Source organism: uncultured Anaerococcus sp. (assembly GCF_963510915.1).
Lineage (GTDB): Bacteria > Bacillota > Clostridia > Tissierellales > Peptoniphilaceae > Anaerococcus.
In genome coordinates, this window is the sequence record NZ_CAUPHG010000152.1 from 1 (window position 1) to 2719 (window position 2719).

The window sequence follows — 2719 nt, forward strand, 5'->3', positions numbered from 1 at the left end:
TTCATTGACGAGATTTTCAGAGAATTGCTTGCATATCTCAAGTATTTTGACGAATTTTGTATAAAGGTTGTGCATACGATGGTTTAAACTTAACGTTTTGAATACTACTAAGTTACTAAAAATTAACGACATGTGCAACTTTTTATTCATGTTTATCAACTTCAATTAATTTCGCCAACGGGTATAGAATATCAAATAGTTCTAAAGAAGAGCTACAGGATTATATTAAATCATTTAAATACGAATAATTTTAAAAGAAAGTGTTGATTATGAATATACTTGAAACTAGCCATCTCACTTTTAACTACAGAAATCATTCTGTATTAGAAGACATTAACTTGAAGATTCCAGAAGGTTCCATTTATGGATACTTAGGCAAAAATGGAGAGGGTAAATCAACAACGATAAAGATACTTTTAGGATTGGAGCAAACTAAAATAAATACGGTATTTTTCAATAAAAAAGAATTTCATTCCAACAGATTGCATATCCTTCAAAATATAGGATGCTTGATTGAACATCCATTCTTCTATGCAGATTTGAGTGCCTATGAGAATCTAAACTATTTGGATATACTATATCATTGTGGACAAAAACGCATTCAAGAGGTTCTAGAGCTTGTGAATTTGACTAAAGATAAAGACAAAAAAGTTAGAAAATATTCTACAGGAATGAAACAACGCTTGGGAATTGCGATGGCAATGTTTCATAATCCTAAATTACTCATTCTTGACGAACCACTCAATGGACTAGATCCTCAAGGTGTTTTTGAAATGAGAGAGCTAATGCTCAAACTTAAAAGTAAAGGAAAAACTATTTTCATTTCAGGACATATCTTAGCTGAAATGGAGAAAATATGCACACACATCGGAATATTAAATAATAAAAGATTATTGTTTCAAGGAGAAATTAATAGTCTACTCAATCAGAAAAAGCAATCTTATTTAATACATACGGACCAACCGGAACGATGCATGAAGATATGTAAAGAACACTTGATTCCCACAAAAAGGATCTCTGATGGAACGCTTATTATAGAAATAGAGCAAGATGGTTCCTTTGACAGTTTTAAAAAATTAATGCAACAAAACCACATTCAAATTTTATTTGCAGATACATACCAAGAAAATTTGGAGTCTGTATTCCTTCATCTAATAAAAACCGACTTATGAAACCTATATCGTTCTTTACTATTCTTAAAAGTGAACACTATAAATTAAGATTTAATAGTGCCATTTGGCTTTTCTTGCTATTTCCTTTGTTCATGACTTTATGCATCGATATATATGTTTTGCATAAACATGCTGATGATATCTATAATCCGGCAATAACTATTGATTATAATCCTTGGGTATGGGTATTGGGTAGATACATCTTCGACTTCTATGCTCTGCTTTATCCAATTCTTGCAGCCATTTTGAGTTATTCTTTATGCGATGTAGAATATAAGAATTATGGATTTAGACTTCTTTTTACAAGACCAATTAGCAAGCTGACAATTTATTCGAGCAAAATAGTCTTCCTTTTAGAGATTAACTTTATTTCTTTCCTTATAGGTTATCTTACTTTCCTCCTGTCTGGTTTTGCTCTGGATAAGTTATTACCTGGATATGAATTCTCCAGTTATAATGTTAATAACCTAATAGCTTCTTATTTTTCGTATTTGTTTATAGCACTTTCTGCTGTTTCATTTATACAATATTATCTTAGTTTGATTTTTAAGAGTTTTGTTTTACCCATTGGGTTTGCTAGCCTCATGACGATTTTTTGTATTATTGCTCAAAATAAAGATTATATCTACCTTATACCCTATAGTACAGTGTGGAGATTAAACTATTGTTTTTATAGCGGGATAATAAACTTTTCGAAAGGCGAATACGTAAACATAGCCTATGCGCTATTCTTTGTCGTTATCTCATTTTTTGTATTTATAAGGAAAAAATAAAAGATACCCTTCGGTGAAAAAATCAAATAATTAATTAGGGTCTGCTAATTAACTATAACTATCTGACAATTAACTATTTATGTTGTATAAAATTTAGTCAATTCGCCCAAAATGACTACCTTTGGATGTTAAAACATTCAAGAATCTAGATGAAATACTACTCACAATATCGCAGTCACGACCTGTTTGAACTTCTGGAGTCACTTTCGGGATTGAGCAAATCCAATTATTGGGTCAAGCTGGCCGACCTTGGCAACACGCTGCGACTTGGTGCTGAAATTGAACAGGAATAAAGGTTGCAGTAATCAAACAGCTGTTCAGCTGTAAAAATCAAATAGTATTGTACGTACTAAATCGTATTGAAAACCCAAAAACATAGCGTCCAGAGCATCGCTCTGGACGCTATGTTTTTGGCCTTTTACCCAGTGTTTCCCTTGTATCGTTTTCCAACTATGTTAGGGTGTGTACTGTTTTCTTGCATCTGAGCACGATTATTCGCCGTGCTCATCAACTCGTCATCACGGTATGCCCAACACTCAAGGAAAAGGAACGCTGTGAGAGATTACGCGTTAATTCATTTTCATGGTGAAGCCACCGCCCGGAGCCAGATGCACGGTGAGCTGTTTGTTGGATGGGATGCTGATGGTTTTCTTCACATAATCTTGCGCGAACGAATTTGTGATATTGCAACGTCCACCACCAACAATGGCAATACTGATCATGTTTATTCGCGCTTATAGGTCGTCTTCAATGGCTGTACTCTTAGCGTATGCC

At 33.6% G+C, this 2719-nt stretch carries 3 protein-coding genes and 1 pseudogene; 3 read left to right on the plus strand and 1 reads right to left on the minus strand.

Annotation, left to right across the window (positions count from 1 at the left end):
- Nucleotides 1-150, minus strand: a pseudogene (locus RQ893_RS08970) (IS982 family transposase); the annotation flags it as partial.
- A gap of 119 nt (nucleotides 151-269) precedes the next feature.
- Here RQ893_RS08970 and RQ893_RS08975 point away from each other — a divergent pair.
- The 3 genes from RQ893_RS08975 (at nucleotide 270) to RQ893_RS08980 (ending at nucleotide 2238) form a co-directional block, all read left to right on the plus strand.
- Nucleotides 270-1172 carry an ABC transporter ATP-binding protein gene (locus RQ893_RS08975; protein ID WP_025073256.1) on the plus strand — a complete coding sequence of 301 codons (903 nt, stop codon included), beginning with the start codon at nucleotides 270-272 and terminating at the stop codon, nucleotides 1170-1172.
- Nucleotides 1169-1945 carry an ABC transporter permease gene (locus RQ893_RS09115; protein ID WP_004351068.1) on the plus strand — a complete coding sequence of 259 codons (777 nt, stop codon included), beginning with the start codon at nucleotides 1169-1171 and terminating at the stop codon, nucleotides 1943-1945. The genes RQ893_RS08975 and RQ893_RS09115 overlap by 4 nt, the downstream gene beginning before the upstream one ends.
- A gap of 149 nt (nucleotides 1946-2094) precedes the next feature.
- Nucleotides 2095-2238 (plus strand): hypothetical protein, encoded by a 144-nt coding sequence (locus RQ893_RS08980; RefSeq protein WP_155813650.1) that lies wholly within the window; start codon nucleotides 2095-2097, stop codon nucleotides 2236-2238.
- Nucleotides 2239-2719: the final 481 nt, after the last annotated feature.